The 24,998-nt window shown below is 44.7% G+C and carries 16 protein-coding genes; all 16 read left to right on the plus strand.

Going from position 1 to position 24,998, the window contains the following annotated elements; genetic code table 11:
- Positions 1–47 precede the first annotated feature (47 nt).
- The 16 genes from M1P97_RS03530 (at position 48) to M1P97_RS03605 (ending at position 24,949) form a co-directional block, all read left to right on the plus strand.
- Positions 48–1,130: a fimbrillin family protein gene (locus tag M1P97_RS03530; RefSeq protein ID WP_249388381.1), complete on the plus strand. Its 1,083-nt coding sequence runs from the start codon at positions 48–50 to the stop codon at positions 1,128–1,130.
- 22 nt (positions 1,131–1,152) lie between these two features.
- Positions 1,153–2,169 carry a BF2992 family fimbrillin-A clan protein gene (locus tag M1P97_RS03535; protein WP_249388382.1) on the plus strand — a complete coding sequence of 339 codons (1,017 nt, stop codon included), beginning with the start codon at positions 1,153–1,155 and terminating at the stop codon, positions 2,167–2,169.
- Between the two features lie 28 nt (positions 2,170–2,197).
- On the plus strand, positions 2,198–3,376 hold the full coding sequence (locus M1P97_RS03540; RefSeq protein WP_249388383.1) for an OmpA family protein: 1,179 nt from the start codon (positions 2,198–2,200) through the stop codon (positions 3,374–3,376).
- A 33-nt stretch (positions 3,377–3,409) separates the two neighbouring features.
- Complete coding sequence (locus M1P97_RS03545) at positions 3,410–5,578, plus strand: BACON domain-containing protein (protein WP_249388384.1); 2,169 nt, start codon at positions 3,410–3,412, stop codon at positions 5,576–5,578.
- Between the two features lie 20 nt (positions 5,579–5,598).
- Positions 5,599–7,716, plus strand: a complete 2,118-nt coding sequence (locus M1P97_RS03550) for a DUF4906 domain-containing protein (protein WP_249388385.1) — start codon at positions 5,599–5,601, stop codon at positions 7,714–7,716.
- Between the two features lie 9 nt (positions 7,717–7,725).
- Positions 7,726–10,026 (plus strand): BACON domain-containing protein, encoded by a 2,301-nt coding sequence (locus M1P97_RS03555; protein WP_249388386.1) that lies wholly within the window; start codon positions 7,726–7,728, stop codon positions 10,024–10,026.
- A gap of 53 nt (positions 10,027–10,079) precedes the next feature.
- Positions 10,080–10,355 (plus strand): HU family DNA-binding protein, encoded by a 276-nt coding sequence (locus M1P97_RS03560; protein ID WP_195372266.1) that lies wholly within the window; start codon positions 10,080–10,082, stop codon positions 10,353–10,355.
- Between the two features lie 128 nt (positions 10,356–10,483).
- Positions 10,484–10,873, plus strand: coding sequence for a hypothetical protein (locus M1P97_RS03565; protein ID WP_249388387.1), 390 nt, complete (start codon positions 10,484–10,486; stop codon positions 10,871–10,873).
- A 294-nt stretch (positions 10,874–11,167) separates the two neighbouring features.
- Positions 11,168–11,605, plus strand: a complete 438-nt coding sequence (locus M1P97_RS03570; RefSeq protein WP_195372265.1) for an HU family DNA-binding protein — start codon at positions 11,168–11,170, stop codon at positions 11,603–11,605.
- A 53-nt stretch (positions 11,606–11,658) separates the two neighbouring features.
- Positions 11,659–11,874, plus strand: coding sequence for a hypothetical protein (locus M1P97_RS03575; protein WP_195372264.1), 216 nt, complete (start codon positions 11,659–11,661; stop codon positions 11,872–11,874).
- Entirely contained in the window at positions 11,858–12,058 is a 201-nt protein-coding gene (locus M1P97_RS03580) for a hypothetical protein (protein ID WP_229058444.1), read from the plus strand. Before M1P97_RS03575 ends, M1P97_RS03580 begins: the two co-directional genes overlap by 17 nt.
- Before the next feature lie 72 nt (positions 12,059–12,130).
- Complete coding sequence (locus M1P97_RS03585) at positions 12,131–14,278, plus strand: TIM-barrel domain-containing protein (RefSeq protein ID WP_249388388.1); 2,148 nt, start codon at positions 12,131–12,133, stop codon at positions 14,276–14,278.
- Between the two features lie 55 nt (positions 14,279–14,333).
- Positions 14,334–17,498, plus strand: a complete 3,165-nt coding sequence (locus M1P97_RS03590; protein WP_195372263.1) for a glycoside hydrolase family 2 protein — start codon at positions 14,334–14,336, stop codon at positions 17,496–17,498.
- Positions 17,499–17,665: 167 nt separating this feature from the next.
- Positions 17,666–21,046 carry an endo-alpha-N-acetylgalactosaminidase family protein gene (locus tag M1P97_RS03595; RefSeq protein ID WP_249388389.1) on the plus strand — a complete coding sequence of 1,127 codons (3,381 nt, stop codon included), beginning with the start codon at positions 17,666–17,668 and terminating at the stop codon, positions 21,044–21,046.
- Positions 21,047–21,067: 21 nt separating this feature from the next.
- A complete protein-coding gene (locus M1P97_RS03600) occupies positions 21,068–23,362 on the plus strand; it encodes a glycosyl hydrolase family 95 catalytic domain-containing protein (protein ID WP_249388390.1) in 2,295 nt (764 codons plus the stop codon).
- 201 nt (positions 23,363–23,563) lie between these two features.
- Positions 23,564–24,949: an alpha-L-fucosidase gene (locus tag M1P97_RS03605; protein WP_249388391.1), complete on the plus strand. Its 1,386-nt coding sequence runs from the start codon at positions 23,564–23,566 to the stop codon at positions 24,947–24,949.
- Positions 24,950–24,998 lie beyond the last annotated feature (49 nt).

Below are 24,998 nucleotides of genomic sequence, written 5' to 3' on the forward strand. Positions count from 1 at the left end.
CGAGTAAAAAAGAAACGGAAAACAAAAAATAATAAAACTATAATAATATGAAACAGATCATTTATAACGCATGTGCCTTACTGGCTGTTTGTTTGTCGGGTTGTTCGATGGTTGAAACAAATGAAATAGATAACGGGGGAGCCTTGGTTGCCTTGGGAGTAACGAATGCCAGCCTGGAAACAAAAAGTGTATATACGGATGTTAGTGCCGGAACAACCGGTAATGTATTGAATAAAATAGGAGTGGGCGTAACAAGGGAAAATAATGCTTCCTGGTATGATACAAACGCTGTCAAGCAACAGTTTACAGCAAAAGCCGGAACTCCTCTAACCTGGGAAGTTGTGGGTGATCCGCTCTATTTGAATGATACCGACGGAACCGTTTATGCCTGGGCGCCATCTACCCAAGAGGCTACATTGACTGCCGGTTCTGCCCCCAAACTGTCCGGTGTGACATTTGCGGCTGCGCAAACCTTCGATTTTACGGATCAGGGAGGGGTAACAGACTGGAATACGAGCGAGACGGATTATCTTTATTCCGATCCCGTTACCAAGATCAATAAAAATAACTCGTCGGCAGCGTTAAATATGAAGCATGCTTTATCGAAAGTCAGTTTCCGCGTGATGAAAGCAAAAGGATTTCCGGCTCCGGGCGATCGTGATTATGTGAAAGAGGTGAAACTGACGTTTAAAGCGGATGGGGGTAAAACGGGCTTTACCGGAAAAGGGGATATCGCACTGAATACCGGTAATCTGACGGCTAGTGACGAAGGTCGTCTGGCGACAGTTACACTCACCCCTAAAGAGATTACTGCCAGCAGGCAGGTGGCAGCTTATAAGGAAACCGGTTCCAATGCCGATTTCACATCGGTTCTTCCTCAGGCTTTTGCCTTGGTTGCCCCTTGTGGCTTGGCTGATAAGGGCAAGCTGGATGTCTCAGTCAAAGTCGGAACGAAAGATGAAGCCACTTATGACCGTACGTTTACTACCACCACTTCTACGGATTTAGACTGGGCGAAAGGCAACCATTACATTTATACGATCCTGTTGACGGAAAAGGCGTTGACCATTTCAAGTGTTACGCTTGTCGGTTGGACAGATAACCTGAAAGACCCGGTAGCTGCCGAATAATGCATAGAAAATAAGAATGAAAATGAAACATATAGGCAAGTGGATTATTTTGCTTTTTTCCGGGTTGATTTCCTGTACGGCAGGCGATGTAGTGGAACCGACCGGGCAGGAAAATGAATATGTGGAGCTCCATGTACAGGCACCTGCTGTGGGCAACAGGATAGATACCCGTGCCTCGGAAGAGAACCTGCCTGCCGGAGCGACAGTCCGTGTCGTTGCCTATCAACGCCCGTCCGGCAAGTTGAATGTTCCGGTAGATTACGCTGTTACCGCCCCGACCGCCCAGGCCACTTATGTGGTAAATGCGGATGGCACATTGACACAGTGCACGGTGGATGCCGACGGCAAAAAAACGGACGGTACGCCGGAGTTATTTTATGTTTATAAAGGAACTTATGACTTCTATGCAATTTCGCCTGCCCGTCCGCTAACGTTGGATGCTTCAAAGTATCAGGTACAAGGGCTGTCGAGGAATGAAGATGTGATGACCTCCATAGGAACGGGGATGCCGGTAACCGTATCGAATGCCACTGTTACGTTGGAAACGTTTGTGCGCAAATGTGCACGGGTGATATTCAAAGTAATACCGGCGGCAACAACGAAAATCGCATTAAAAAAATTAACAGCCAAGTCGGTTGAGCTGAGTTCAATGTCGGCAGCAACCGGTTCGATAGTGGCGGGAAAGCCGGAGGTGATCACACCGACGGCAGCGTCGACTGTTGTATTCTCAAACTTTGTTGCTGTGCCCATTAGTGATGATCCGAAAAAACTGGGCCTGACCCAGGCTACCAATCTGGTATTACCTAAAAGTAATGCGTCGATAGGAGTAAGGGTCACCCTCGACTATCAGGATGAGAATGATACGGCTGTTAAAGAAAAAACGTTGCAGGCAACGCTGGATGCAATGGCTTTTGAAGCAGGTAAGTCATATGTTGTTTCGCTGACGGTCGACAATAACTCTTCTGCTTTGAACTGGACTATATCGGATTGGAATACGAAAGTGGAAGAAACGGATGATAATATGGGAGGAGCAATATAATAACAAATCATTAGATAATAGAGAATAAATGGATAATAACGTAATTACAATATGGGTTGCCGCATTGGCTGTACTGACAGGCGGATGTTCTGCCGTACATACGGCTTCCGGGGAAAATAGGGATACCATTGCTGATAAACAGGTATCATTGGTGCGTGAACAAATTGTTGCACAGGTACAGGTAGATGCAGAAACTGTATACCGGCAGATGATCGAGTTTTTCCAGTTACCGGAAAAGTCAGATACGGCATCCGTACCGGAAGAAATCATCCGTTCGGAAGTGCGCAGGCTGGATGCTTCTCTATCCTTTAAACCGGGAAGTGTGGAATTAACCGCTTCTTATGGACAGAACAGTAAGGAACTGGCCGGGCTATGCAATGATCTGAATGCTCTTTTGGCAGACAGAAACGTCACATTGCAATCGGTTGAAGTCACAGGATATTCTTCTCCGGATGGCAATACATCGAAGAATGAGGAATTAGCGACAGGAAGGGCATTGCGTCTGTGCCGGTATTTAGGCAAGGAAATGCGTTTGCCGGAAAATATATTTGTAGTCAGACAGTCGCAGGAAGATTGGGACGGTTTAAAACGGGCTGTATCAGAGGCTCGTAAACCTTATGCGATGAGGGTCATGGCGCTTTTGGACAGCCTGTCACAGCCGGATGTCCGCCGGAAAGCCTTAGGCAGCCTGGATAAAGGGAAGGTTTGGAAAGATATGGAAAATACATTGTTTGCCGGCTTGCGCCGGATACAGGTGAATGTCGTTTATCAGCTAACGGAAACAGGACTGGTTGATTCAGAGGAAAATGCCACCTGTATTGATTTCGCTCATTTGTTGACTGCCTTTCAGAAAGAACCTGAACGTCTGACCCTCGATGAGTTATTGAGGGTGGCTTTGGCTTTCCGTCCCGGAACTGAGCAATACAGAGAGGTATATGAACTGGCCGCTTACCGTTTCCCTGATTGTGAAATTGCACAATTGAATGCTGGTGCAGCTGCTTTGAGTATGGCCGATACGGTAGCTACCCGCTACTTTCTGGACCGTGTGAAGAACAATCCGAAAGCATGGATCAACTTAGGTATTTTGTCGTTGATGGAAAACGATCCGGCAAGTGCGACGGATTGGTTTAAGAAGGCAATGCCTGAACGTCCCCGACAGGCTCGTTTGTGTCTGGGTATCTTGGATGGATTGAAAGGTAACTGGTAATACTGTTTGTCTGGCTATAAAAACGGAAAATACATGAATATGAAACTTTTTTTATTTGCATTCGTCCTGCTTTTATTCTCCGGGTGCTCCGGGGAAGAGATGGAAAATGGGGAACATGCGGCCGGTTTGAAAGATGTAAAAGTGAACTTAACCTTTGCAATATCTGACGGCGATTCGCTGGTTACCCGTAGTATCGCTTTTATGCCTGAAGGTAAAAAGAGCATGGCATCTGATACGGTGAGTGCTCTGACAAGGGCTTTGTCGGTGGATGAAAACCTGATAAGTACGTTATGGATAGGACAGTATGATCTTTCCGGCAATTTACTGGTGGCTCAATATCTGACAAATATCACCGGAAATCAGGTTAATTTCCAGTTGAAAGAATCACCTGAGTGTTCCCTTCGTTTTGTAGCCAATACCGGTGATTTGGGCCACATAAATAAACTTACTGATTTTAATGTAAAAAAAGTAACCTATACTGCCGGTAATACATGCCCTATGTTCGGATATTTAGACAATCAATATATTTCCATATCGTATAGCCCTTCCGTAACGATGGAGCGTATGCTGGCGCATATCCAGTTGGTTTATAAAATAGATGCAGGTTTTTCTTTTACCGTTAAGAGCGTATCGATTAAAAGTATTCCGGTTCAGATGCAATGTGTAGAGCCTGCCGGACAAATTAGCGGTATGACTTACCAGAATATAAGTGGGGCTGTTTCACAGAGTGGCGCTACGGTAGACTGGTATATTCCGGAAAATAAAGCGGGGGTAATTAAAAGTGGAGAGGCAGGCTTTGCTACTACCGATCGGGGAAAATGTGGTGGTACGACTGTGCCGAATGCTACTTATATTGAAATAGAGGGAGATGCGACCGTTAAAGGAGTCACTTATGCAGGCGTAGCTTTCCGAATGTATCCAGGAAATGATATAAACGATTATATGATAAAACGTAACTCTCCTTATAAAGTAAATCTGACATTGAGTGGAATCGATTTTTCTGATTCCCGTGTGTCGGTGTCGGTTCCCGATATTACGACTCCTAAGGCTATTGATGCAGCTAAAAATTCTGCAACCTCTATTCAGGTCACAGCCCGTCCCGGAGCAGATTGGTCGATCACGTTACCTGCCTGGTTGTCGGCATTGGTAGATGGAAATACGACGGGTGCCGGCGGTACGGTGAAGTATACCGGTCCGGCTTCTGTAGGGTTTACGGCGATAACTGCAAATCCGGGCTCTGCAGCGCGTAGCCAGGAATTTTCTTTTTCCGGAAAAACGGCTACCATCACTCAGAATGGTTCCGTTTTGAATGTATCTACTACTTCAATGAGTCTGGAGGCAAAAGCTACATCCGGTAATGTCGGTACTTTTACCGCAACAAAGGGGCTATCGTGGAACCTTACAAAAAACATGGATTGGCTGACGGTGAATCCTGTTTCCGGCACAGAAAATGCAACAGGGACTGCTCAGGCTATAACGTATAGTGCATCGCTTAATACAGGAAATGCTGCTCGTAGCGGGACGATCACGGTAAAGGCCGGTGATGGTCAGGGAACACTTTCAAAAACTATAAACGTGACTCAGGCGGCCTCTGTTTATACGGGTATTGCCGCTACGGTAGAACTGGCTTCAGCAGGAGAGACTAAGGCCTTTTTGTCAGGAACGGAAGGGTTGGCGTGGAAGGTGACTATTGCGTCTAATAATGGATTAACGATTTCACCAACAAGTGGGAAATTTCCTACTCAATTGTCAATCGGTGCAACGAAAAATCCCGGAACGGCAAAGCGTCTGGCTTCTATAACGGTAACGATACCGGATAAAAGTTATTCGCAGGTGGTTGCGGTATCACAGTATGGAACACCGCCGGCTGGAAGTACTGTCGGAACAATGCAAGTGTCTTCGTCTGGTACACAAGTCTCAAATTATAATTGGACTAATGCAAATAACTATTGTAATAATTTAGTATCAGAAAATTTTGATGATTGGCATTTGCCTAGTGATAGTGAAATGACAAATTTGTTTAATGCCGGACTTAAGAGTCCATATAATAATGCAAATAAGGATTATTTGTGGGGATCGAAGACTAGTGGTAATAATGCACACATTTATTCTTACAATAGAAAAATTGATAGTAACAACTCATGGAGTTGGATGTCAAAAAATAATAAATACAACGTACGTTGTGTTCGAACTGTTAAGTAATACTATTTTAATAAGTGAAAATGATGCAACAAGGAAAATATATAGTTAATCTGTTGATTCTTTTATCTATACCTGTCTTTGTATTAATGTTAGGTTGCGATAATGGTATAGAATCTAAATTAACAGCAGGGATGAAGGATGTGGATGTCTGTTTTAATTTCACTTTAGCGGGTGAAGTCACTCCTGTGACACGAAGTTTGGCGTTCACTTCAAAAGACGGTGAATTGGGCTCCGAGTCTTCAAAAATAACCTCTGGAATATCAGAAATGGCGACTAAAGCAACGGGCGTAGATGAAAGTTCGATAAAAACTCTTTGGCTGGGTCAGTATGATGCTTCGGGGAATTTGTTGATCGCTCATTATTTGACAGATGTAACAGGAAATGAGATTCAGGTTCAGTTGAAAGAGTCTCCTGACTGTTCGCTTCGTTTTGTCGGTAATGTCGGTGATTTGGGTGAGATAGCGACATTAACAGCATTCAATGAAACAAAGATCAATTACACAACGGGAACCGGAGGTCTAACCACCTCGGCAGGTTTACCGGTAAACCAAAGCTGTGCGATATTCGCACAGCTTGATGATCAGTATATATCAATGAATTATAAACAGTCAGTAGCATTAACGCGTATGGTAACAAAAATACAGTTGAATTATACAATAAAGTCCGGTTTCACATTTACGCTAAAGCAGTTGCATCTGCGTAGTGTTCCTACACAGATACAATGTAACGAACCTACCGGCCAGGTACCAGGTGTGGCGTATCAGAGTTTTACGGTAACTCCTCCATCGGATGCTAGTGGAACAGTCGAATGGTATATGCCTGAAAACAAAGCGGGTATTATAGCCAGCGGAAAAGACGGTTATGCAGCTTCTATGCGTGATAAGAAGGGAAGTACAGTCTCTGTACCGAATGCGACTTATATCGAATTGATAGGAGACGCGACAGTGAATGGGACTACCTATAAGGATGTCTCTTTCCGTATTTATCCCGGTAACGGTATCAATGATTATAATCTGAAACGGAATACTCCTTATGTCGTGAATCTGGCCCTAAGTGGTATCGACTTCTCTGATCCCCGTGTGTCGGTCACGGTTCCCGATATTGTAGCTCCGGCAGCTATAGATGCTGCGATTGACTCAACGACAACCCTACAGGTGACGACTCGTCCGGGGGTAGCTTGGGTAATCGCATTGCCAGACTGGTTGTCGGCAGTAGTGGATGGAAAAGAAAATGTACCTTCAAGTGGAATCCTCAATTATAAAGGTCCGGCAGAAGTCTTGTTTAAAGCTGTTTCAGCCAATCCGGACGCGAAAGACAGAAAGATATCTTTTGATATAGATGTTAATGGAATTGACAAAAATATTGAGGTGATTCAAGAAGCATCAGTGTTTACTGCTGCCGGTACGATTACAAAAATAACTAAAGAGGTAAATAGTAGTGCTGTCGGTTCGGTAACTGCTACTGCCGGTTTAAAATGGACTGTATCCTCTGAAACAAATAATGGTATCACTGTGAAACCAACTAGTGGCAGTGGTGATGCAGAACTTACGTTTACTGCTTCTGCTAATACTGGTGCTGAACGCTTAGATTCATTTATTGTGTCGGTAGTAGGGGCAGATCCGGTTCGTAAAGTTACGGTAAAAGCCATTCAAGAGGCGGGAACTAATGTGGTCACTATAAATAATGCAATAGTTGAAAGTTTGAAAAAAAATAATCCTCCCAATAGTAATCATTGTATATTTAATTATGACGGCGGAGTATCATCAGGATCAGAAGGCTCTGATCTGAACGGGAATTCTCAGACTCGTACGTTGACTAAGGAGTATATAGTTGAAGTCGAGAAGACTGAACGGGGATCAGTGGTTGCAAGTTATGCAGCTGCGGTTAAATATTGTAAGGATAAAAGCGGAGGATGGCGTGTACCTACTTTAATAGAACTGTATGCCATGTACGAAAATCAGACTACATTGATGAAAAATGGAGTAGCGGCATTCAAAAAGAACGACTATTGGAGCAGCTCTGTGCATAGAGGTGGTAATGAAAGGAGTATAAAAAATTTCTCAGATGGACATTACGACTATTGGAATGTAGTGAATACAGCTCGATATGTCCGTTGTGTCCGGGATAAAAACAATTAAAGCTTGAATATGGAAATAATATATTTAACAAAACGGTATTTGTCATTGTCATTAACATTAGCCTGTTTTTTATACATTGGTTGTACGGGCGATATGGAAAGAAATGTCGATAATGAGATTGGGTTGCGAGACGTGGATGTTCGTTTTACTTTTTCTTTGGTTGGAGAAGTTTCTCCTGTGACGCGTAGTATTGCATTCACCTCGGGGGAAGATGAATTGGGTTCGTCTTTTTCAGATTCTATCCCTGAGGTTTTACCTGTTAAAACTAAAGCCTCCGGTGTAGACGAAAGTACAGTAAAAACTCTTTGGCTTGGTCAGTATGATGCTTCGGGCAATTTGTTGATCGCTCATTATCTGACCGATATAACAGGAAACGAGGTTGAGGTTCAGTTGAAAGAATCTCTCAATAGTTCTCTTTGTTTTGTGGGGAATGCAGGTGATTTGGGAAAGATTCCAACATTAACAGCATTCAATGATACAAAGATAAATTATGGAACAGGAACAGGAGGTCTTACTACTTCGGCAGGTTTACCGGTAAACCAAAGCTGTGCGATATTCGCACAGCTTGATGATCAGTATATATCAATAAATTATAAACAGTCAGTAGCATTAACGCGTATGGTAACAAAAATACAGTTGAATTATACGATAAAGCCCGGTTTCACATTTACGCTAAAGCAGTTGTATCTGCGTAGTGTTCCTACACAGATGCAATGTAATGAACCTACCGGCCAGGTACCAGGTGTGGCGTATCAGAGTTTTACGGTAACTCCTTCATCGGATGCTAGTGGAACAGTCGAATGGTATATGCCTGAAAACAAAGCGGGTATTATAGCCAGCGGAAAAGACGGTTATGCAGCTTCTGCACGTGAGAAAAGAGGAAGTTCTGCTTCTGTGCCGCATGCTACTTATATCGAGCTTGTCGGGGATGCCACTGTAAATGGAACTACCTATAAGGATGTCTCTTTCCGTATTTATCCCGGTAACGGTATCAATGATTATAATCTGAAACGGAATACTCCTTATGTCGTGAATCTGACCTTGAACGGAATTGATTTGTCCGATCCTCGCGTGTCGGTCACGGTTCCTGATATGGTAGCTCCGGCTGATATAGATGCCGCGGTTAACTCGACAACAACCATTCAGGCTACCGCCCGTCCGGGAGCTGCGTGGACGATTACATTACCGGACTGGTTATCGGCATTAGTAGATGGGAAAACAAATGGTGCTGCGGGTGGAGCATTGAATTTTACCGGCCCTGCTCCGGTGAAGTTTACGGCAGTGACTGCAAATCCGAGTTCAACAGAACGTAGTCAAAGTTTTACAATAGCAGGAAAAAGCGTTACGGTAAAGCAAAAAGGTTCGGTTTTGTCGGCTACCTCTAAAAATAAGACGATAGGTCCTGAGGGTATTCCTCATTCGGACACCGAATATTCTTTTTCTGCCACAGAAGGTCTTTCATGGGCATTGTCTGAGGCTATTGACTGGTTGACTTTGACAGGTACTACTACCGGTGTAGTTTCAAGTGCTACTACTACGCCGACAGTTTCTTATACGGTAACTGTAAATCCCAATGCCTCGACCCGAACGGGATATCTATTTGTAAAAGTCGGGAATGCCATAAGTGGAACGGATGCTGCTCTTGAAAAGCAGATTGCTGCCATAACGCAACAACCGTCTAATATAACTGTGCCGGCTAATGGTGGAACAATACCGGCTGTGGGAGGGAACATTACTGTTTCTGGGATAACTGCAACTGAAGGGCTACAGTGGACTGTTACTAAAAAGTCCGGTTTTACAGATTTTTCTTTTTCCGGAATCGATGTAGCGAATGGAAAGTTTGTTGTAACAGCTAAGCAAAGTGCCACAGTTGCCCGGTCAGCAGTTTTTACACTTTCCGTAACAGGTGCTGAACCGGCTCGTACGTTCGATATTACGGTTTCGCAACCGAAGAATGGAAATAATTATGTACCGGGAACCACTTCTTTAATGGTCAGTAAAGCTCAGAGAGGACGTGGATGGTATTATAATCAAGGTACTGCAGCACCGACTTATTGCAATAATTTATCGGATTTAGGATATAGTGATTGGAGATTACCATCCAGAGCAGAGTTAACTGCAATCTATTATGGAAAAAGTGAAATAGGAAATGTTTCTTTGACTGGTAAGTTCTGGGGAGATGGTGGTGGTGGTGGAACCCCTTCTTATGCCCCTTATGTAAATATGGATACTGGGGCGGGCATCTCAGGGGGAAATAATAGTTGGAATGATAACTCTAATAATGTAGTATGTGTGCGAGGTACTTATTAGTAGGTGAAATGAATAAATAATTTATTCGAAACATAATTATAAAACGAATATATATGAATAAGAATGATTTAGTAAACAAATTGACCGGAAAGTTGGGGATTCCTCAATATATTTCACGGAAATACGTAAATGCCTTTGAAGAAATTATTTCAGATGCATTGAAACAGGATGATGCAATAATACTTCAGGGCTTTGGAACCTTTGAACCATGGAAACAGACCGAACGGCAAGGGCGTAATCCTCGTACCGGTGAAACTTGTATGATAAAACCGCGTACGAGTGTGAAGTTTAGACCCGGGAAGTTATTGTTGGAGAATCTAAATCCTTGATATACAAAGATAATTACAGTCCGGATACAGGGCTATTTATGTTACTATTCGATTAAAGAGGGGCTACAAAATGAGATTTTGTAGTGACCCTCTTTTTTATTTAAAATGAAACTAATCTTATTCTGCTTATGAAAAAAAGAAACAAGTTTGAGGCATTGTTTCCCAATGGAAAACTTCCTGATGTGGATGAATTTAATCGTAGTTTAGATGCCATGTCGGAAGACGGGAGAAAACGATTACGTGAGAAAATCTATAAGATTTCTTTTATAACCTGGTCGGTGTTGCCTGATTATCAGCGGAATTTTATAGAAGAAGTGATTATCCATGACCGACAGGCATATGCCGACTTTATGCAACAAAAAAACAGTGATGGGTCATATCCGGTATACACTTCGCTATCCTACCTTGTTTATTCGGATGCTTCATCTAATAGAAGCGGTAGAGCGTACCGCAAAAACATCATTGAGTCGCCTGGCTATGTCTGTGGTAATCTGCTTCGACTTTTCCGAAAAAATTAAAACCTTGAGTGAAAAAATCAGTAAAGAAAAGACTACTCCTGAAGACATATTGATATTATCCGGCAAAACAAAAATTAAGGATGACTACAACGGCTGATACTAAATAGTTTATAAAAGTTAAAACAGACCGTAGTAAAAAGCCGCTAAAAGTGGTGTTTAAAGTATTTTAAGATTGTAATACATTGAAGTATAGCGCTTTATTGGTTGGGATCGTTGCTTTTTTAACATATCTGGTTACCCATACCTTTGTATCGTTCCCCGGAGACAACTGCATAATCATTTAAAATTAAAGGTATGGCATTAAAATTCAGAAAGGTACAACGTAAGGTCCTGAGTGGCGACGACAAGGACAAAGTGAAAACCTATGCGGTAGCCAAATCATCGAGCTATTGCGATATGGAAAAATTGTGTGAATTGATATCCAGCCGTTCGGCGATGTCGAGTGCTGATGTGAAGGCAATTCTCGACTCACTAAATTGGGCGATGGGCTTGGAACTTCGTTCAGGAAGTATCGTGCAGGTGGGCGAATTCGGTAATTTCCGTTTTTCGCTCCGTTCAAAAGGTGCGGATACGGAAGAGGCATTTAATGCTTCTATGATTAAAAAAGCTCGTATTGTGTTTACGCCGGGTGCCAGCCTGCGCTGGACGAGCGAACTTGCGAAGTTTGAAGAAGACGATGTGAAGGTCTTAGAGAAAAAAGGGGAAGAGGACGATCGTCCTGTTATCGAGTGATTGAAAATAGAGAATTGAAAGTTGAAAATTAATTAGTTGGATAAGGGGAACGTATGAAAAAGAGACTGACAATTCAATTGGTAATGGCAATCCTGCTCGTATTGAGCGGGATTGTCCTTCTTTTCTCCGGTTTCTGGATAGCTCCGAAAGGGGAGATCCATAGTAGTGTATTGGTGGCATTCGGGGAAACTTGCACGTTTGCCGGAGCTTTGTTCGGAGTAGATTATTCGTATAAAATAAAATCGATTCAAGATGAAAAGAAGAATTAGCAGGGATTTTACCTGGGAAGAAATGACATATAGTCGGGTGGCTGTGGAAAATGGTTTGCGTAATATTCCTCCGGTAGAGGCCGAGATAGCGATGAAACATCTGGTAAAGCGTTTACTGCAACCATTACGTATTGCTTATGCATATTCGGTAGGAGGACTTCTTCGAAAGATTATCCATCTTTGACCATTGTTCGTCTATTTGTTATTCAGAATAAAAACTTTTATTTTGCATGCTAAATACGTATAAAACAATACCATGAGAAAACTTACCTTATTGTTAGCGGCTATTGGTTACGTGGCAGTAGCTTTTAGTCAATCGAATGTTACTTCAAAAGATTGGGGTACTAATGAATGTGCCGGAGTTTGGAAACTATCTGTTGGCAAACCTGAAAAAATCAACCTATTGAGTGAGCTTAATAATACCCCGAAGAGGGAGGCTCTCCAACAAATGCCGGAAGGCGTTTTACCTATTTCTCCCTCAGATGTGAAGGTCGAACTGAGAGATGGAAAAACCTATATCAGTTTCCCGCTGGAAAAAGGGGAGAAGATATTCGGCCTGGGACTCCATTTTAAAACTGTTGAGCAACGCGGTCGTATCATGCGCCTGCACATGGACCATTATGGCGACAAGGATGACGGCCGTACCCATGCCCCCGTCCCTTTCTTTGTCTCTTCCCGCGGATACGGTGTATTGATTAATTCAGCCCGTTATATCGATGTATGGGTGGGGACAGCCGTTCGTAAAGACAGCCCGAACGCACCCGAAGAAAAAGACCGTAATATGGATGCGGACTGGCCTTCGCAACCCTATTCGGATAATATAGAGATACTGGTTCCCGCTACCGGTGTCGAAATGTTGCTTTTTGCCGGTCCGACCATGTTGGATGCCGTGCGCCGGTATAATTTGTATAATGGAGGCGGTACGTTACCTCCGCGTTGGGGGCTGGGCTTCTGGCATCGTACCCCTACGCTTTTCTCCGATAAGGATGTGAAGAACGAGGTCGCTGAGTTTGAAAAAAGAGGATTTCCCCTTTCTGTGATCGGCCTTGAACCGGGATGGCATTCAAAGGCTTATCCCTGTACCTACGAATGGGACAAAAGCCGTTTCCCGGATGCTCCCGGATTTGTAAAAGAGATGCTGGATAAAGGAATCGAACTGAACCTGTGGATGAACCCGTATGTATCCAAACACAGTGAAGTGTACGACAAGATCAAACCTTATACCGGATCGCATACCGTATGGCTGGGTGAGGTACCCGATTACTCCATGCCGGAGGTACAACGTATCATGACCGGTCATTTCAAGAAACATCAGCTCGATATGGGTGTCAGCGGTTATAAAATGGACGAAAACGACGGCTACGACTTCTGGCTCTGGCCCGACGTGGCAACTTTCCCTTCCGGAATCCCGGCCGAACAGTTACGTAACCTTTACGGTTCCCTGATGCAATATGCGACGACAAAGATGTATCGCGAACAGAACAAACGTACGTATGGACAGGTTCGTGCTGCCAATGCCGGAACCAACTCATATCCCTATGTATTATATAACGACTATTACGATCATAAGGGTTTTATCACGGCATTGATAAACAGCTCTTTTATCGGCGTATTGTGGACGCCTGAGGTCCGTTCGTCAAAAACATCCGAAGAATGGCTACGCCGTATGCAGACCGTTTGTTTTTCTCCTATCGCACAGTTGAATGCGTGGGCAGACGGAACCAAACCTTGGACATTCCCGGATGTAGAGAAAGAGATTAAAGAAATATCCCTGCTTCGTATCCGGTTGATCCCTTATTTATATTCGACTTTTGCCGATTACGCTTTCTACGGGACACCTCCCGTACGTGCCATGAACTTGGAAGACGGTTATGCAGTGGAAACAGTAACGGAACAGGGAAAGCTGGATGCAACGGAGAATCCTTATGCAATGGCTATACGTCGTGAAGTAAAAGATCAGTTTATGGTGGGTGAAAATATTTTAGTTGCTCCGTTGTTTACCGGACAGAAGGAACGGAAAGTAATTCTTCCGAAAGGTAAATGGTATGATTTTTATACCGGAAAACTGGCAGGAGAGGGTGAAGTGATCACGGTGAAACCTACTGACTCAAACATACCGGTGTATGTAAAGGATGGCGGTATCATCCCGTTGTGGCCGGCTATGGCAAAATTCACCGACCAGAAATATCCGCTTGAAGTACGGCATTACGGGACGAAACCGGGTACTTATTCCCTTTACGATGATGATGGCAGTAGCTATGATTATGAAAAAGGAGCGTTTACCCGTATCGACCTAAGCGTTACAGTCGACAAGAAAGGCCGTAAGAAAGGAAAAGCAATTGTTCCGAAAGGCAAACAAATCTGGTCGTTTAGTGAATATAACTTCCGGTTTATGACTGAATAGAGAATGCTGGGATAGTGATAAACCTGACTGATGATATCTGAAATATAAATAATATATGAAGCTTACAAATTTTGTATCTATCGCATTACTTTTTTTAAGTCTGGACATTCCTACACAAGCGCAGGATGTAGAGTCTCTAAGCGGAACCTGGCAGTTCAGGCTCGATCCGGAAGACAAAGGATTGAAAGAAAACTGGCAGGGAACCTCTTTTACCGATCATATCACCTTGCCTGGCACGACCGATGAAGCCGGCTATGGAGAGAAGACTTCCGGGTCCGATTTCGGTATCCTGACGCGTGCCTGGAAATATTACGGCCCGGCATGGTATTCGAAAGAAATTGAAATTCCTTCCGAATGGAACGGAAAATACATCCGTATGGAACTGGAACGCGTCTTATGGGAATCGCGTCTCTTTCTGGATGGGAAGGAAGTATCTGTGCAGGATGCCCTGTCTACTCCCCACTGGCATGACTTGGGCTATCTGACACCCGGCAAACATCGGCTGACTATCCGTATTGATAACGATATGATTTATAATATTGGCGATAAAGGTCATGTCTATTCCGAGTATACACAAAGCATATGGAATGGGGCGGTCGGCCGTATCCGCCTGGTGGCATCCGAGCCGATACGCTTCTCGAATCCGCAGGTGTTTACCCGTACGACCAACGGCCCTTGTACGTTGCAGGTGAGGGATACGCTTATCAATGAATCCTCCCGGAAGGTTCCGGCCCGTATTACCTGGCAACTGACCGACAGGGAAGATGGTTCTGTGGTCTATACCCGAACCATTGAACAGCTTTTACAAAAAGGCCGGAATATCCTTGATTTCGAGGCTACTATGCCGGAGAACATCCGTTTTTGGAATGATATCACTCCTAATCTGTATGTCTTGAAGGTGACGCTGGAAGATAAGAAGAAACAGTTTGACAGCCGTGAAATAGAATTCGGTTTCCGCGAGGTATCCCATTCCAATTCAAAGATACTGGTGAACGGGAAGCCTGTCTTTCTACGTGGCAACCTCGACTGTGTACATTTCCCGCTGACAGGTTATCCGTCTTGCAAGGTGGAAGATTGGGAAAAGATTTTCCGTATCTATAAGGATTATGGGTTGAATCATGTACGTTTCCATTCCTGGTGCCCGCCCGAAGCCGCTTTCATTGCAGCTGACCGTCTCGGTATTTATATCCAGGCCGAAACCATTTGGATCGACTGGTGGATGTCTTCCGAGCAAAAAGACAGACCGGAAATGAATACGAAAGGGTATCCGCAGGGACTGGGTAAGAATCCTTCTGCCGACCGGTATGTGCAACAGGAATTAACGCGTATGATCGATGCCTACGGTAATCACCCGTCTTTCGTGATGCAGTGTATCGGAAATGAATTGGGTAATTCTGATTTTGAAGTAATGGAATCATGGATGAAACCATTGAAGGAAAAGGATTCACGCCGTCTGTATTCTGTGTCTACCGCCCGCAAGATTATGCCGGTCGATCAGTATATGGCTACTCATTATATCAACGGACTGGGAAGTGCCCGCGGATTGAAAGGCGGTGCTTCTACCTCTTGGGACTTTGAAGACGTTTATTCGAAATCGAATATCCCTGTGCTTTCCCATGAGATCGGACAATGGCCTGTCTACCCTCGGTGGAGTGAAATAAAGAAATATAAAGGGGTACTGAAAGCGCGTAACTTCGAAGAGTTCCGCGAGCAGGCACGTAAGAACAAGATCGAGGAACAGAATGAAGAGTTTGTCGCTGCATCCGGTGCACTCAACCAAATCATGTATAAGTATGAGATAGAATCGTTTTTGCGTACACCTTCCTGTGCCGGCATCCAACTGCTCAGCATGCAGGATTATCAGGGACAGGGAGAAGCGCTGGTCGGCTGGCTGGATGTCTTTTACGATAGTAAGGGCATAACTACACCCGAACAGTTCCGTTGTCATCATGACAGTACGGTTCCGTTGCTACGTATCCCGAAATATGTGTGGACAAATAACGAACCGTTTACTGCCGATCTTCAGTTGGCTCATTACGGATCGACGTGTCTGAGTGATGGCTTATACTGGAAGATTAAAGATGCGGAAGGCAATCTGGTCGCTTCCGGGCGTACGGCAAACCGCACGTTTCCTGCCGGTAGTTCGGATATAGCCGGTAAAATATCCTGTGACCTGTCTGCCGTGACAACAGCACAGAAGTTGGTTGTCGAGGTAGGTTTGCAAAACGATGCTATTGCCAATACCTGGAATATCTGGGTATTTCCGGCAAATGAAAAAGTAGAAACCGGTACGGTCTACGTCACCGACCGGATGGATGCCGACTGTCTGAAACGTCTGGAAAAAGGAGAAAAAGTTTTATTACAGGCTGCCGCTTTGGGTACCGAAGAGACCTGCGATAAGATTAGTTTCTATCCTTTATACTGGTCGCTGACCTTTTTCCCCGGCCAGGGAAAGAATACGATCGGTATGATTGTTCGCGACAAACATCCGCTCTTTGCCCGGTTCCCGACCGAATCGCATAGCGACTGGCAATGGCAGTCTATCTATAAAGATGCCCGTGCTTTCTACATAAACGACTATCCGGAGGAATATAAGCCGATCGCACAGCCTGTCGACGATTTCCATCGTAACAACAAACTGGCATCTATTTTCGAACTGAAAGTCGGTAAAGGAAAACTGCTGGTTTGCGGTTTTGACCTGAAAGACGAATCGAATCCGGTTGCCCGCCAGCTGAAAAGCAGTATCCTGCATTACATGAATTCAACTGATTTCAATCCGGCTTACGAGAGAGAGATAACCTCTCTACAAAAGATGCTGACCTATGTGGAACCGTTGAAGAGCACCGTTACCGGGGAGTTCGGCAATGCGTTGCTGTATATCGATTGTGCCGATAAGGATAAGACATTTGCCAAAAAGAAGACTACTTATCAGGTCTCTCCGGACTGGCAGGGGAAAGAGATGGAACTGACTATCCAGTGCCCTCCGGGAATAATCGGTTCCTTATATGTTTGTTTTGCCGACAAGGATAAGAAAGGACGTACAGGGCATCTTGTATTCGAAGGTCGTGAGTATGAATCTGACAAACAGGATCAGGAAGAGTCATGGGTGAAACTTCATATTATGCGTGAGGATTCGAACGACGGTATTCTTCGCTTTAAAGCAAAGGTGAAGAACGGACCGGATCTGGTTATCTCGAAAGTCGCTATTGTGGAGGAATAATCAGGAAAGTTATTTAGGCCGGTGTTTGCAAAATTGGTGATATATTTTGCAAAAAACGAGATTTTAGAAAAGAGAGTGGAAATATATGAGAAAAATATATTTCCACTCTTTATATTTGTATATTCAAGTCGATATACCATAAATAAGCACTGTAAATACTTAAGTAAATGAATAAAATTTTAACGATAGGGGCTTTCTGTCTGATCTCAGCAAGCTCTTTCGCTGTTCTGCAACCGGGAAAAGTGGTGAAAAACTCTTCCTCGATTTATTATTTAAAAAGTAACCTCGACAGTTTGGCTCTGATTGATGATTTCTCTGCTGTTAATAGTACGGTTGAATTCGACCTGTTGCCACAGAACTCGTCGGCGCAGGTTGGCGTATTATTACGTTATGTAAACGAAAACGATTGGGTATATGTAGGATGCGATAAGGCAACAGACCATTTTGGATTTGCTTTCTGGTATGTCGAAACACCAAACGGGAAGACCGAAATAGCCCGCGACATATCAAAGTTGTATGCACATCACCGCCGTCGTATCAAGGTGAACTGTATCGGACGTACGCTGACCGTATATGTAGATGGAGAACAGATCGCTCATAAATACATACCGGATCTTCCTCTTTTACCGGGACAGACCGGTTTCCGTGTGCACGACAAAGGGAACGTACAAATATCTAATGTGGTTTGCCGTAGTCTGACGGAGCCGAAGAGGGAAGCAGCCCAAAAGAAAAGTGGCTATACCTTGTCCTCTTCCCGGATGGACGTTCGGTTAACTAAAGATTTTCCATCGGTTCAGTCTTATCTCTGGAAGGAGAACCAATCCCAGCTCGGCGGTCAGCCGTTTGATGTGAAAGGCATCACGATAAATGGCGATTATTATTTGCCTAAAGTGACGAGTAGGGCGGAGGCCGGCCGGGTGTATTATACCTTGAAGGTAAAAGAAATAGGGGTTACACTGAATGTCTGTTGTGAAGTGACCGACAACGTACTTCAACTGTCCGTAACCGGAATAGAAGAAGATGGCGATGTTAAAGTGAAGACATTCGCTTTCCCGGATCATCATCTGGTATCTGTTGCGGCATCGACTCCCGAGGCCTGTTTGTCTATTGCCAATAATGTAAGTTCCGATATATTCTATCCGTTGAAGGATAAAGCGATAGACCATACCCATCAATACGGTTCCATCCTTTTGTTGAATTCAGATAAGTTGGTGGCAACTCTTGAAAGTAATTCGATCTATAATACCCGCCAGTTTTTATATCAGTCGGTGCAAACGGCAGGTTCTGTTGTAACCGGTATCTGGGGAAACGAATGGATTTACCGGGGGCATGCGGGAGAGGTTGTGGAGCTTCCTTATATAAAAGTAATCCTGTCAGACGATTGTAATCGGGATAACAAAGTCGACTGGCAGGACGGGGCGATGGCTTTGCAAAAAGTATATCCGGCTCCTTTCGGTGTGGATCGGGTGCAGAACTCGTATGCTACGATCACGATGAACTTTGCCAGTTGTGCTCAGTATCCGTTCCTTCGCCAGTTGGATAATATAAAGAAATTTTACCTGGCAACCGACGGTTTCGGACAGATGCTCGAACTGAAAGGCTATCAGAGTGAAGGACACGACAGTGGGCATCCTGATTACTCGGGTAGCTATAACGAACGCGCCGGCGGAAAGGACGAGCTGGCTTTTCTGGCAAAAGAAGCCCGGAAATACAATGCGCATATCGGTGTTCATATCAATCATAGCGAATCATATCCCGAAGCCAAAGCATTCAACGACCGGATCGTAACCGACATGCCGGCCTGGAGTTGGCTGGACCAGTCTTTCTTTATCAATAAGGAGGCCGATATGCTTGCGGGAACTTTTGCGAAGCGTCTGGAGCAACTCAAAGCAGATGTACCCGACCTCTCGTTTGTTTATCTCGATACCTATCGGGAATATCGTTGGCTGGCTTATCAGACGGCCAGATTGTTCAATCAAAACGGTTGGGCAATATGGACGGAAGATGCCGATGTATTTGATAAGGAAGCGGTTTGGATCCATTACAACCCAGAAGCCAAAAGTTTGATTCATCGCTTCGTACATCATCGGTATCGCGATGGATATGCCGAACATCCTGCTCTGTTAGGCGGTTACAGCCGTGGAGCAGAAATCGGATTTATGGGATGGCAGAAAGGGCGCGACTTTGATGGAGTGGTACGTAATTTCTTTACCAAACAATTGCCTTACCGCTATTTGATGCATTACCCGTTAATGCAACTCGATACCGTTCGTGCTGTCTTGGCAGACGGTTTGATCTCTTATAAAAGTGAGGAAGAGGGGACGGTGATTCGTAGAGACGGCCAGGTATTGATGTCAGGCGGAAGTGTGTTCATTCCCTGGAATCCTGCAACGGAAGAAAAGATTTATCATTATAACACGCAGGGAGGCAAGACATCCTGGCAACTTCCTGCTTCCTGGAAATCTGTTAGCAATGCATGGCTGTATCGTTTGGGAGACAACGGAAGGACGCTTGTCGCCAAACTTTCCGTACGTAACGGAGGCGTAGAGATAGAAGCATTGCCGGAGACAGGCTATGTATTATATAAGGAAGAGAAAAAAGAGTCCCAGGAAATGGAATGGAGTGCCGGAAGTCCGCTGAAAGACACCGGATTTGATAGCGGTTCGTTCGATCATTGGAAGGTAGGAGGAGATGCTACTGCCGTTTCGATGGAAAGAACAGAGTACGGTCAGCGTTATTTGTCGATGAAAGGAGCACCGGCAGCCAACGTGAGCCAGCAGGTCGATGGCCTGACTCCCGGACAGGAATATGTAGCCTCTGTATGGGTAAACGTTACCGGCCGGAAGAAAGCCATCTTGCATGTAGAGGCCGGCAACCTGCTGAATGAACAAACCTCGATTGAAGAAAGTAAGGTGTTTAATTATACCGACAATACGGATCGTTTTAAAACGACCTGGCAACGGTTGAAGTTGCCTTTCCGTGTGCCGTCCGGCAGTAATCGTGTGACGTTGTCTTTACGTGCCGATGCTTCTTGCGATACCTCGGCCGTGGCTTTTGATGATGTGCGTGTGATTGCCTATCAGTCGCCTCAGAAAAACGGTTACGATTACTTTGAAGATTTTGAGCATGTGGATGAAGGATGGGGACCGTTTATCCCTTGTCAACCAAGTGCTTTTACTACGCACCTGGCGGAGAAGCATGGTGTCTATACCGACAACACGATCAATGGCAACTGGTCGCTGGCCACCTGGCGTGAACGGAATGGTGAAGTGTACAGGACTTCTCCGGCGATGATCCGTTTTGTACCCGGAGAAACCTACGAAGTTGAGTTCGATTATAAAGTAGACCGTAGAGATGTCTATCAGGTTGTCGGAATCTCTCCCTCGCAAGCAGTGCCCGTCTTCTCTTATGATCTGAATCGTCCGGGGAAATGCCGGGTATGTTTTACTGTTCCGCAAAGTGACGGTTTTTATATTGCCGTCATGAAGCAGGGGGATGGTCTATTGGTGATCGATGATTTCGGTATCAAAGGGAAACTGATGAAATAGAATAATATTAACTTTATATTTATGATGAAAAACTTATTAGTAGTATCGAGTCTCTGGCTGTTGGTGGCCTGTACCGGTGGGAAGAGTAATTTGCCGGTTACTCCTTCCGAAAGTGATTTGCAATTCCCAAACCTGGCAACGACCTGGGATGAAGGGATGCCTCTGGGTAATGCAACTGTCGGCGCCTTAATCTGGCAGCGTGATTCGGCTTTGCGTCTGTCGCTGGACCGCACCGATCTGTGGGATCTTCGTCCGATGGATAGTATTTCCGGACCGAACAACCGTTTCGCATGGGTATGTGAGCAAGTGAAGAAAAAAGACTATCTCCCGGTTCAGCAGAAATATGATCATCCGTATGAGCAACAGCCTGCCCCGTCTAAAATACCGGGGGCTGCGCTGGAATTCTCATTGGAGCAACTGGGTTCGCCTTCCGATGTTCGTCTTTATCTGAATAATGCTCTTTGCGAAGCGACTTGGGAAAATGGTGCAACGATGAAAACATTTGTTCATGCAACCGAACCAGTCGGTTGGTTTGTATTCGAAAATCTGCCGGCGGCTATAGCCCCATCATTGATAGCCCCGAAATATAGTACGGGAGATACTAAAACAGGTGACTCTGTAGCCGGACAGGATTTGCGCCGTCTGGGCTATCAGCAAGGAACAATAAATGAAGAGACTAACCAGATCAGCTATCATCAGGAAGGTTGGAACGGCTTCTCGTATGATGTAAATGTTCGCTGGCAGCAAAAAGGAAATACGCTTTGTGGTGTTTGGAGCGTGACATCTTCTTTGGGGACAGATAAAGCAGTCGAAAAGACCCAGGAAGCAATGGCCCGTGGTATCGACTCCGATTATCAGGTTCATATGGACTTCTGGAAAAATTATTGGGTGCAGTCATCCATTACACTTCCTGATCCTGTTTTGCAGAAACAATATGATAATGAGATGTATAAGTTCGGTTCTGCCAGCCGTGAGAACTCTTATCCGATTTCTTTACAGGCTGTCTGGACAGCCGATAACGGGAAACTTCCACCCTGGAAAGGCGATTATCATCATGACCTGAACACGCAACTCAGTTATTGGCCGGCTTATACAGGTAACCATCTGACTGAAGGTCTGGGTTATCTGAATACGTTGTGGAACCAGCGGGATGTTTATAAAAAGTACACGAAGGAATATTTTGAAAAAGACGGTATGAATATCCCCGGGGTATGTACTTTGCAGGGCGTACCGATGGGAGGGTGGATACAGTATTCTATGTCGCAGACCGTCGGTGCTTGGCTGGCACAGCATTTCTATCTCCACTGGAAATATTCGGCAGACCGTGAATTCCTGAAAGACAGGGCTTATCCGTTCCTGAAGGATGTGGCTGTCTTCCTGGAACAAATATCCGTAGTCGATGCCAACGGTGTTCGTAAACTGGTAATGAGTTCCAGTCCTGAAATATTCGATAACTCGATCAATGCCTGGTTCAAGGATATGACCAATTACGATCTGGCCCTGATGAAGTTTGCTTTTGGTGCAGCCTCTGAACTGGCTGCCGAACTGAACTTGTCCGACGAGTCGTCTCACTGGAAAGAGCTGAATGATCAGTTGCCGGATCTCGACCTTGATAGAGAAGGTGCCCTGACCTTTGCCAAAGGATTCCCCTACGAGCAGTCTCACCGCCATTTCTCCCATGCCATGGCAATTCATCCGCTGGGATTGGTAGACTGGAGTCAGGGTGAGAAATCGCAGCATATCATCCAGGCAACTTTGAAGAAACTGAAAGAGTATACTCCCGATTACTGGACCGGTTATTCCTATAGTTGGTTCGGCAATATGAAAGCCCGTGCCTTTGATGGCGAAGGTGCTGCCGACGAACTGCGTACGTTTGCCGAATGCTTCTGCCTTCGTAACACGTTCCATGTGAATGGTGACCAGACAAAGAGTGGAAAATCAAAATTCACCTATCGTCCGTTCACATTGGAAGGTAATTTCGCTTTTGCTTCCGGTATTCAGGAAATGTTGCTTCAAAGCCATACCGGAATCGTCCGTGTGTTCCCGGCTATTCCTGCTACTTGGTCGGATGTATCGTTCGATAACCTGCGTGCTATGGGGGCTTTCCTTGTGTCTGCCGAAAAAAAAGAGGGCAAGATCGTAAAACTTCGCATCTATCCGGAACAAGGCGGTAAGTTGCGCATTGCTTTCCCTGCGGATGGCAGCGAAGTGTCCGTAACAGGGAATGAGGGTGATGTAACGAATGAAGATGGAGTTTATACGATTGAAACACGGAAAGGACAATGGATCGATATAAAGGAAAAGCAATCGCACTAAACGGTTCTTTAAAATAATTAGAGTTATTGATTGACAGATGCATGGGTCGGGGAGGTCCATGCATTTTTTTATTACATATTGTCATTGCTACATTTTGACATTTGGGATATTATCTGTAATATTGTACAGATTTTCTAATGCCATCTAAGGCTTGACTTAAACGAAAAATTAATATTGTACAATAATTAAAACGATGATTTTATGAAAATCCTGAAAACACTATTCGGCTGCCTGGCAGGAACCGTTTTGACTATGAATGTAAACGCCCAACAGGTACAAGGTTTTGTTCACGAACGTTCAACTGATTATGAGTGGCCTAAAGATCAAAAGGTTTTGGATAAACTGGATAAATGGCAAGATCAGAAATTCGGTGTTTTGTTCCATTGGGGACTATATTCTGTTCCCGGCATTGTAGAGTCGTGGTCCATCTGCTCCGAGGATGTAGACTGGATTTCCCGCAAGAAAGATATGACCTACGATGAATACAAGAAGTGGTATTACGGTTTGAAGGACTCTTTGAATCCGACACAGTTCGATCCGGCTAAATGGGCGGATATCATGCAGGATGCAGGAATGAAATATATGATCTTTACAACGAAGCATCACGATGGTTTCTGTATGTTCGATTCGAAGTTCACGGACTTCTCCATCGCGAACGGTCCTTTCGGTACTGATCCGAAAAAAGATGTGGCACGTCACGTGTTTGATGCTTTCCGCCAGAAAGATTTTATGATCGGATGTTATTTCTCTAAACCGGACTGGCATTGCGAATGGTTCTGGAATCCTTATTTTGCAACAGCCAACCGTCGTCAGAATTATAAAAAAGAAAATCATCCAGACTGGTGGAAAAACTATCAGGATTTCACTTATAACCAGATGAATGAACTGATGACTGATTATGGCAACTTCGATATCCTTTGGCTGGATGGCGGCTGGGTCACCGGTGATGATGTCAATCTGGATAAACTGTTGACAAAGGTGCGTACCTCCACACAACCGGGGTTGATCTCTGTCGACCGTACGATCCGCGGAAGAAATGAAAACTATCAGACTCCGGAACGCAGTATCCCCGAAACGCAGTTGAATAATCCGTGGGAAAGTTGCATCACGTTGAGTAATGACTGGGGCTGGGTTCCTGATGCTCCTTATAAGTCACCGACTAAAGTGATTGGTCTTTTGGCTGAGATTACGGCGAAGGGGGGATGTTTGTTATTAGGTGTAGGTCCGACTCCGCAGGGAACTATCGAAGATGCGGTGGCTGAACGTCTGCATGTTATCGGAGAATGGTTGAGAACGAACGGGAAAGCGATCTATAATACCCGTATCACTCCGGTTTATAATGATGGTAATGTTTGGTTTACTGCGGATAAAGACGGTAAGACCTTATATGCCGTTTATGCTTTGCCGGAAGGAGAGAACCTGCCTGAAACGATCGAATGGAGCGGAAATATCCCGACAGGCAAGATGAAAATGCTGAAAGGAAACAAGACCGTGAAATACATCAGCAAAGACGGTAAAGTAAAGGTTACTCTTCCGAAAGGATTAAAGAATGAACCGATAGCTTTACAGTTTACAGTTAAGAAATAATGGTTCACTTATAGAAAAAGGTGAAACCTGCCTGTTCCATTGTGACGGC

The organism is Parabacteroides leei (genome assembly GCF_023369805.1).
Classification (GTDB): domain Bacteria; phylum Bacteroidota; class Bacteroidia; order Bacteroidales; family Tannerellaceae; genus Parabacteroides; species Parabacteroides leei.

What these genes read in the sequence shown, in the direction of transcription:
- M1P97_RS03530 (WP_249388381.1), top strand. Translation starts at nt 48, where the DNA reads ATGAAACAGATCATTTATAACGCATGTGCCTTACTGGCTGTTTGTTTG.
- M1P97_RS03535 (WP_249388382.1), top strand. Translation starts at nt 1,153, where the DNA reads ATGAAACATATAGGCAAGTGGATTATTTTGCTTTTTTCCGGGTTGATT.
- M1P97_RS03540 (WP_249388383.1), top strand. Translation starts at nt 2,198, where the DNA reads ATGGATAATAACGTAATTACAATATGGGTTGCCGCATTGGCTGTACTG.
- M1P97_RS03545 (WP_249388384.1), top strand. Translation starts at nt 3,410, where the DNA reads ATGAATATGAAACTTTTTTTATTTGCATTCGTCCTGCTTTTATTCTCC.
- M1P97_RS03550 (WP_249388385.1), top strand. Translation starts at nt 5,599, where the DNA reads ATGATGCAACAAGGAAAATATATAGTTAATCTGTTGATTCTTTTATCT.
- M1P97_RS03555 (WP_249388386.1), top strand. Translation starts at nt 7,726, where the DNA reads ATGGAAATAATATATTTAACAAAACGGTATTTGTCATTGTCATTAACA.
- M1P97_RS03560 (WP_195372266.1), top strand. Translation starts at nt 10,080, where the DNA reads ATGAATAAGAATGATTTAGTAAACAAATTGACCGGAAAGTTGGGGATT.
- M1P97_RS03565 (WP_249388387.1), top strand. Translation starts at nt 10,484, where the DNA reads ATGAAAAAAAGAAACAAGTTTGAGGCATTGTTTCCCAATGGAAAACTT.
- M1P97_RS03570 (WP_195372265.1), top strand. Translation starts at nt 11,168, where the DNA reads ATGGCATTAAAATTCAGAAAGGTACAACGTAAGGTCCTGAGTGGCGAC.
- M1P97_RS03575 (WP_195372264.1), top strand. Translation starts at nt 11,659, where the DNA reads ATGAAAAAGAGACTGACAATTCAATTGGTAATGGCAATCCTGCTCGTA.
- M1P97_RS03580 (WP_229058444.1), top strand. Translation starts at nt 11,858, where the DNA reads ATGAAAAGAAGAATTAGCAGGGATTTTACCTGGGAAGAAATGACATAT.
- M1P97_RS03585 (WP_249388388.1), top strand. Translation starts at nt 12,131, where the DNA reads ATGAGAAAACTTACCTTATTGTTAGCGGCTATTGGTTACGTGGCAGTA.
- M1P97_RS03590 (WP_195372263.1), top strand. Translation starts at nt 14,334, where the DNA reads ATGAAGCTTACAAATTTTGTATCTATCGCATTACTTTTTTTAAGTCTG.
- M1P97_RS03595 (WP_249388389.1), top strand. Translation starts at nt 17,666, where the DNA reads ATGAATAAAATTTTAACGATAGGGGCTTTCTGTCTGATCTCAGCAAGC.
- M1P97_RS03600 (WP_249388390.1), top strand. Translation starts at nt 21,068, where the DNA reads ATGATGAAAAACTTATTAGTAGTATCGAGTCTCTGGCTGTTGGTGGCC.
- M1P97_RS03605 (WP_249388391.1), top strand. Translation starts at nt 23,564, where the DNA reads ATGAAAATCCTGAAAACACTATTCGGCTGCCTGGCAGGAACCGTTTTG.